This is a genomic window from Cupriavidus sp. 01L46, assembly GCF_056399905.1.
Window position 1 is genome coordinate 1 of the sequence record NZ_JBFTSF010000305.1, and the last position, 6,843, is coordinate 6,843.

General features: G+C 65.2%; 5 protein-coding genes. All 5 read left to right on the forward strand.

Features of this window, described 5'->3' with window-relative positions; translation table 11 throughout:
- Positions 1-39 precede the first annotated feature (39 nt).
- The gene (locus AC1DS3_RS32425) at positions 40-1,443 is read left to right on the forward strand and encodes an efflux transporter outer membrane subunit (RefSeq protein ID WP_477128767.1); all 1,404 of its coding nucleotides are present in this window, start codon (positions 40-42) and stop codon (positions 1,441-1,443) included.
- A gap of 216 nt (positions 1,444-1,659) precedes the next feature.
- Positions 1,660-4,248 (forward strand): FHA domain-containing protein, encoded by a 2,589-nt coding sequence (locus tag AC1DS3_RS32430; protein WP_477109695.1) that lies wholly within the window; start codon positions 1,660-1,662, stop codon positions 4,246-4,248.
- Positions 4,217-5,599: a beta-barrel domain-containing protein gene (locus AC1DS3_RS32435; protein WP_441641425.1), complete on the forward strand. Its 1,383-nt coding sequence runs from the start codon at positions 4,217-4,219 to the stop codon at positions 5,597-5,599. The genes AC1DS3_RS32430 and AC1DS3_RS32435 overlap by 32 nt, the downstream gene beginning before the upstream one ends.
- A 109-nt stretch (positions 5,600-5,708) precedes the next feature.
- On the forward strand, positions 5,709-6,461 hold the full coding sequence (locus AC1DS3_RS32440) for a peptidylprolyl isomerase (protein ID WP_477128768.1): 753 nt from the start codon (positions 5,709-5,711) through the stop codon (positions 6,459-6,461).
- A gap of 20 nt (positions 6,462-6,481) precedes the next feature.
- Positions 6,482-6,843 (forward strand): Crp/Fnr family transcriptional regulator (locus AC1DS3_RS32445; protein WP_477128766.1); only part of this gene is annotated, 362 nt, incomplete at its 3' end.

Consider the following 6,843-nt stretch of genomic DNA (forward strand, 5'->3'; position numbering starts at 1 on the left):
ATCGTGCATGGTGYGCGCACCACTTTGCGGCGGTGCCTGATGGCAGGCGCCTGCCTGCTGGTGCTGGCCGCTTGCGCCGACTTTCGTCCTCCGGTGTACCAGCGGCCCGAAACGCCGGCCAAGCCGGATTGGGCGCGCCAGGGATCGATCACGGTTTCGCCGGCGGAAACGATCGTGCTGAACTGGTGGCAGGCGTTCCGGGATCCGTACCTGGATGGGCTGGTCGACAAGGCGATTGCGGGGAACTACGACATCAAGGTGCTGGCCGCGCGCATCAAGGTGGCGGGCGCGCAGATCGCCGAGGTCAAGGCCGGCGCGCTGCCGGTTTTTGACGTGGGGGCAGGGGCAAGCTTCGAGAAGAGCACGGGCACGTCGCTCGTCAAGACCTACAACCTCGGCACCCAGGTCAACTGGGACATCGATATATGGGGCAAGGTGGAGAAGGGCGTGCAGGCCCAGACCGCCGAATTCAACGCAACCGAAGCGGATTGGCGTGCCGGCTACCTCACCCTGGTCTCGGATGTGTCCACCACCTACTTCCAGATATTGCAGTTCGACGAACAGATCGATCAGCAGAGCAAAACGCTGGCGAGGAACAAGCAGATCCTCACCACCTACCAGGCCATGTTCCAGAACGGCCTGATCCCGAAGATCCGCGTGATGCAGCAGCAGGCCGAGATCAACCGGCTCACCAAGGACCTGCTGGAGCTGCGCCGCTCGCGCGACATTTCCGAGAACGCGCTGGCCACGCTGGTGGGCGTACCGGCTGGCGTGTTCAAGGTGCCCGCCGGGCGACTGCAAGAGCGCGTGCAACTGCCGGTGGTGCCGGCGGGGCTGCCGTCGCAATTGCTCTCGCGGCGCCCTGACATCGTGGCAGCGGAGTATCGCGTGCTCGAGTCCGTCAACCTGGTCKGCCAGGCGCGCCTGGCGCAACTGCCCAGCGTCAGCCTGACGGGCCGCGGCGGTACGGCAAGCTTCGCGCTGAGCGCCCTGCTGAAGTCCTTCACCTTCGGTTTCATGCCGAGCATCAATCTGCCCATGCTGGACCCGGGCGTGCGTGCCCGGGTGAAGACCAGCGAGGCGCAGACCAAGGTTGCCGAGAGCGAATACGGCCGCACCGTGATTACGGCATTCGAGGAAGTGGAGAACGCGCTGGTCAATGTTGACGCGCACAAGAAGCAGCGCGTGGAACTGCAGCAGCAGGTTGCGCAATTGCGCGTGGTGTCGGCGCAGATCGAGGCCCAGCTGAAGGAGGGCGTGGTGTCCCAGCTCGATGTCTTCGAGACCGAGCGATCGCTGCTGAGCGCGCAACAGGAATTGTTGGCCAACCACCAACAGATCCTGGCCGACACTGTCACCCTCTACAAGGCACTTGGGGGCGGATGGCCAAGCACCGAGGTGAGCAACGCGCCGAAAGAGACGTCACAGCAGGTCTCGAAGTAAGGGGCTGCAACCTGTTGCGCACGAGAAGCTGGGCACGCCTGGCAAGGCGCGAAGTACGCCACCGGCGGACGTTTGACTACGGGCAAGCGTGGCCTACTATGTCCTTAGTCAACACGTTCACGACGCAGCGGGCCGCACCGGCTCGCGCCGTCGCCATGAAACACGGCTTGCCGCTGGCGCACGCGTCGTGGCACGCGCTGTTGGTGGTATCGAAACATGGCTCCAGACGAAGCTCTGATTGTCGAGATGCGGGCAAAGGTGGGGCAGGCGTTCGATATCGTGCTCGAGCCCATCTCCAACCCTGAGCTCGGCGAGATCCGCATCGACGAGAGCCTGTTCGCCGTGGGCCGCGCGGAAGCGCCTTTCGCGGCATACCCGCCCGATATAGCCGCGGTACTCTCGCGCCGTCATGCGCGCATCTTTTCCGAACATGGCGCGGCCTATATCGCTGACCTGGGCAGCAAGAACGGCACCACCGTCAATGGCGCGGCCGTGGCGCAGCAGCCGGCCAGGCTGCGCGACGGCGATGAACTGCGCTTCGGCGCTGCGCTGTCCTACCTGGTGCGGTTGCGCGCGCGCGCGCCGGTCCAGGCGCCAAGGCAGGCGCCGATGGTGCTGACGCTCGTGCCCGAGCGCGACGATCTTGGCCTGCAGCCGATCGAGGTGGCCGGCTTTCCCTTCCTGATCAGCAAGGCGGATGCGTCTTTTTCCCGTTACAAGGAGAGGTATCCGCATCAGGTCAACTATATCTCGCGCCGTCATGCGCACATCTTCCTGAAAGGGAACGATCCATTTGTCGAGGACCTCGGCAGTACCAATGGGACCTTCGTCAACGGCAAGCGGGTGGATGAGCACGCGGTCGCACTCGGCGAGAGGGACCTTCTCGCGTTCGGTGGCAATCATTTTGTCTATCGGGTTGGCATATGCAACCAGGCCGCCGCCGACGCAACCCTCACCAGTTCGAACCTGCCGCCGCCCGATGCCGCCGACGTGCACGCCCAGGAGCGGGCGGCTCCAGTCTCGGCCCCGTCGGCACCGGCACCCGCCGCGGTGCCAGCACCCGCCACGCCTGCGCACGATCCCGACAAGACCACGTTTGTCGCCGCGGCGGGCTCCTTTCTGGATATCTTCTGCGTCGACTATGCCGCCCAGCAGGAGGATGAGGTCAATCAGGAGGCATTGCCCCAGCCGGAAGGCGATGGCGGCGCGACGGACAAGCCGCGCGCGCAGGGCAAGTTCGCACTCGTCATGGGCAGGCTAGGCAGCAGCTTTGGCGCTTCGGAGCGCGCTGGCCTGAAGCGCGCGGCACGCTGGGGYGGTGCCGTCGCCGTGGCGGTCGTGGCGTTGCTGCTCTTCCTGTACTTGCGCGGCGCGCCCGAGCGCGAGATGCGGTCCTTGATGGCCGGCGGCAACTACGCCCGCGCCGCTGCCGTGGCCGACGCGTATCTGGAACGCCACCCGGATCATGCCCAGTTCCGCGCGATGGGTACCGAGGCGCTGTTGCGCGATCAGGTGCCCGGATGGATCGGCAAGCTGCAGGCGCGCGACTTCAATGGCGCCGAGACGGCGCTGGCGCGTATGAAGACGCTAGGCGCGCACAATGCCGACGCGCGCGGCGTGCTGGATGAACTCGACTGGATCGGCCGGCTGAACCGCTTCGTGGCCGGCCGGGGCGGCGTGGATGCGCCGATCCGTATTTTCACCGATGAAGCGGGCATTCGTGCGCTGCTCAAGCACTGGAATGACGACACGCCCGCGCACCAGCGGGCTCTGGACCGCATCGCCGCCTATGTGCCGCAATTCAGGGAGCCATATGCCGATGCGCTCAGCTATGTGCGCAAGCTGCAGAGTGACGATTCGGTCTATCTGGCCGCCATCGACCGCTTGAATGCATCGCTGGCCACCGGGCTGGCGAGCGACCATCCCGAAGCGCTGCAGGCCGTGCTGGCGGACTACGCGGAGAAGTATCCAAGGCTCGCCGGCATGGATCGCATCAAGGAAGACCTGCGCCAGTACATTGCGCTGGACAGCGCGGCGCGCGCAGCCAAGCTAGGCCCGCTGATGGCCCTGATGGCCAAGCCCAGCTTTTCCACACCACCCTTCCAGGCGCGCTTTCGCGAACTGGCGGCCAGGCGCCTGCCGGCGCCGGAACTGGTGCGCCAGTACGCCGAGGTGGACAAGGCCTGGCGCGCAGGGGACAGCGCCAAGGCGTTTGCCGGGCTGCAAGCGATAAAGACGGGGCCGTGGGCCGAGGCCGCGGCCAAGGACCTTGCGCGCAAGCAGGCCGTCGCCGCGCAGTTCGCCGTGCTGCCGAAGGCGCGCGGCGGCAAGAGCGATGAGGACGCCTTGCTGTCGTTCTACGCCATGCTCGATCCCGCCGAGGATGCCTACTTCCTAAAGGCGGTCGAGCCCGATGTGGCGGCGATACACGATGCAGCGATCCGGCGTGCGCAGGAACTGATGAACGCCGCGCTCGCGTCGTGGCGCCAGTATCGCCGCGATGGCGCCATCGGCGGCGAGCAGCGGCTGGAGTCCGACATCTCCGCCAAGTTCCGCGCGCAGGCACGCCTGCTGTCCAATGCCAGTGCGCAAGCGCACCAGGGCATGCGCATTTACGCGCAGTTGAAGGTTGGCGATACGGCGCAGTGGAGCCAGGTCCGGGAGGATATCGATTCKGAGACGGAGCTGCAACGGCGTTCGCTGCAGGAATTGCGCATGGTGCTGAGCCCGGCGCTGCTCAAGTCCAAGCTGGCATTGATTGGAGGGGAGGGTGATGAAGGACGACAGCCGAGACAATCGCCTTAAGCCGCTGTCCGAGGCGCTTGAGGACCACAGCGCCGAGGGCATTGCCATTCTCAGCGCGGAGCCCTGGAAGCTGATGCAGATCTCCGTGCTGGTCATGGTGTCGCTGGTCGTCTGCGCGCTGGTCTGGTCGTTCGTGGGCCACGCGGATGTGATCGTGTCCGCGGACGGCACCCTCGCCCCGGAATCGGAAGTGCGGCGGTTCTATGCGCCGGTGGACGGGGAGCTGGCGGATCTCTATGTGGCCGAGGGCCAGCCGGTGAACAAGGACGACGTGCTGGCGCGGCTCAATGCGCGTGGCGCGATCGAGGCCGCCACCAACGCGCTGGAGGCGCAGCTCAAGCTGCAGGATTCCGAGCGCGAGTGGAAGCAGTTTCCCGACAAGAAGCTGTTGATGGAGCGCAAGGCGGCAGCGTTGAAGCAGCAGATCGATGTGGCGGAGCGCCTGCACGAGAACCGTACGGCGGAGGGCACGACCCGGCTCGCGGAACAACAGCGGGCACAGTTGCAGCAGGCGCGCAGCAACCTGGACAGCGCGCGGCGCACGCGTGAATTCGCGCGCCAGGAGCAGGACCGCTATGCCCGCCTGTTTGCGCTGCCGGGCGGCGGCGGGGTCTCGCAATCGCAGGTGGAGAGCAAGCGGATTGCGGCTGTGGAAGCGGAGAACGCGCTGCAGATTGCCCAGTCGCGGCTAGCCGAGCTGGATTCCAAGCTGAGCCAGGAATTCAATCAGGCCACCGTGCAGCTCGAAGGCAGCAGCCAGGAGCTGACCAACCTGCGCATCCAGCACGACGCCGCGCTGCGCGAGATAGCCAATACAGAAGACAAGCTGCGCCTGCAGGTGCAGACCGCGCGCCTGGTTGCCGAGGCGGCGGCGCGCATCCGTTTCGAGAATATCGACAAGGATAACTTCCTGCTGATCCTGGCGCCCGTGGCGGGCGTGATTACCGATGTCAGCTCCACGCAGCGCGGTGACAAGGTTTTGGCCAATGCGCCATTGGGCGGCATCGCGCCCAAGAACGCGCGCCCCGTGCTCAAGATCGAGATTGCCGAGCGCGATCGTGCCTTCCTGCGCGAGGGCTTGCCGGTCAAGTTGAAGTTCAACGCCTTTCCCTACCAGCGCTATGGCTTGATTGCCGGCACGCTCGAGTACATCTCGCCAGCAACCAAGCTGGCGGGGCCGAACAAGCAGCCGGTGTACGAGGGGCGCGTCCGGCTGGCGCAAGACTACTACACGGTGGCAGACAACAAGTACCCGCTGCGCTACGGCATGACCGCCACGGCCGAAATCGTGGTGCGCGAGCGGCGCCTGATCGACCTGGGGCTGGATCCGTTCCGGCAGGTGGCGGGCTGAAGCTAGCGGATAGCGGCAACACCTGGAAGGTGGTCAGGGATGCATCGGCGGCCCGCACCGGCGTGCGGGTGGATTTTGGCGAATGGAAAACAATCAAGGAGCTGACGAGATGACAGCGATTGTGCGGGTCGACGATGAAGTCATCGGGGTCGAGGAATTCATCCGGGTCTTGAAGCTCACGGGCCAGTTCGAAGGGCTGGTCGAGCAGATCGTCAGGGACAAGCTCACGGTGCACGCGGCGAAGAAGCAGGGCATTACCGTGGCGCCGGAGGAAATCCAGGAACGCGCCGATCAGTTCCGGCGCGTGCAGGGCTTGCACCGCGCGACGGAGATGAACCATTATCTCGACGTGCTCGGTGTGAGCCTGGACGAGTTTGAAGCGTTCGTGACCGATAGCCTCTACCAGGAGAAGATGCTTGCCGAGGTGGCCAGCGACAAGGCCGTCGAGGCCTACTTCAAGCTGCACTCGCCGAAATTCGACAGCATCGAGGTGAGCCATATCGTGGTGGACGCTGAGGGCAAGGCAAAGGAGCTGATCTCCTATCTGCGGGACGATCCCGACAGCTTCGCCGAGATGGCGCGCGAGCACTCCATCGCGGACACGAAAGAGCAGGGCGGCGCGATCGGCAAGGTCCTGCGCGGTTCGCTGAAGACGGATATTGAAGCCAAGGTGTTCAACKCCGCCACCGGCGACCTGCTCGGTCCGTTCCCGTCCCAGGATCGCTCCTTCTTCGAGATCTTCATGGTAAGCGCCAAGCATCCTGCTGCGCTCGATGCCGATGTGGCGGCGGAGGTGCGCCGACTCCTGCGTGAAGACTGGCTGATGGCCAGGGCGCAGGAACACGTCATCGAAGCGCGCTAGCCGCTAGCGCCCAGACGCATATGGAAGCCAGCCCCGAACTGCATCCGCTCGCCGACTTCCTGGCTGGCGTGGAAATACTCTCGCCGTTCTCGCGCGAGGAAATGGAGCGGCTGGCGGAGCATGCGCAAGCGCTTTCGTACGGCTTTGGCGAGACCATCTGCAATGCGGGCGAGGCGGCAGACGGGCTCTTCATCATCAAGTCGGGGTCCGTGCGCATCTTCAACGAAGACAATGGCAAGGAAGTCAGCCTTGGCGTGCGCAAGGCGCGCGAGGTGTTCGCCGACATTGCCATGCTGCGCGAGTACCGGCATGAATCCTCGGTGCGCTCGTCCGCCAAGACCGAGCTGCTCTTCATTCCGCGCAGCGTGACCGAGCCCATGAT

Coding starts and splice junctions, on each gene's coding strand:
- AC1DS3_RS32435 (WP_441641425.1), top strand. CDS start 4,217: ATGAAGGACGACAGCCGAGACAATCGCCTTAAGCCGCTGTCCGAGGCG.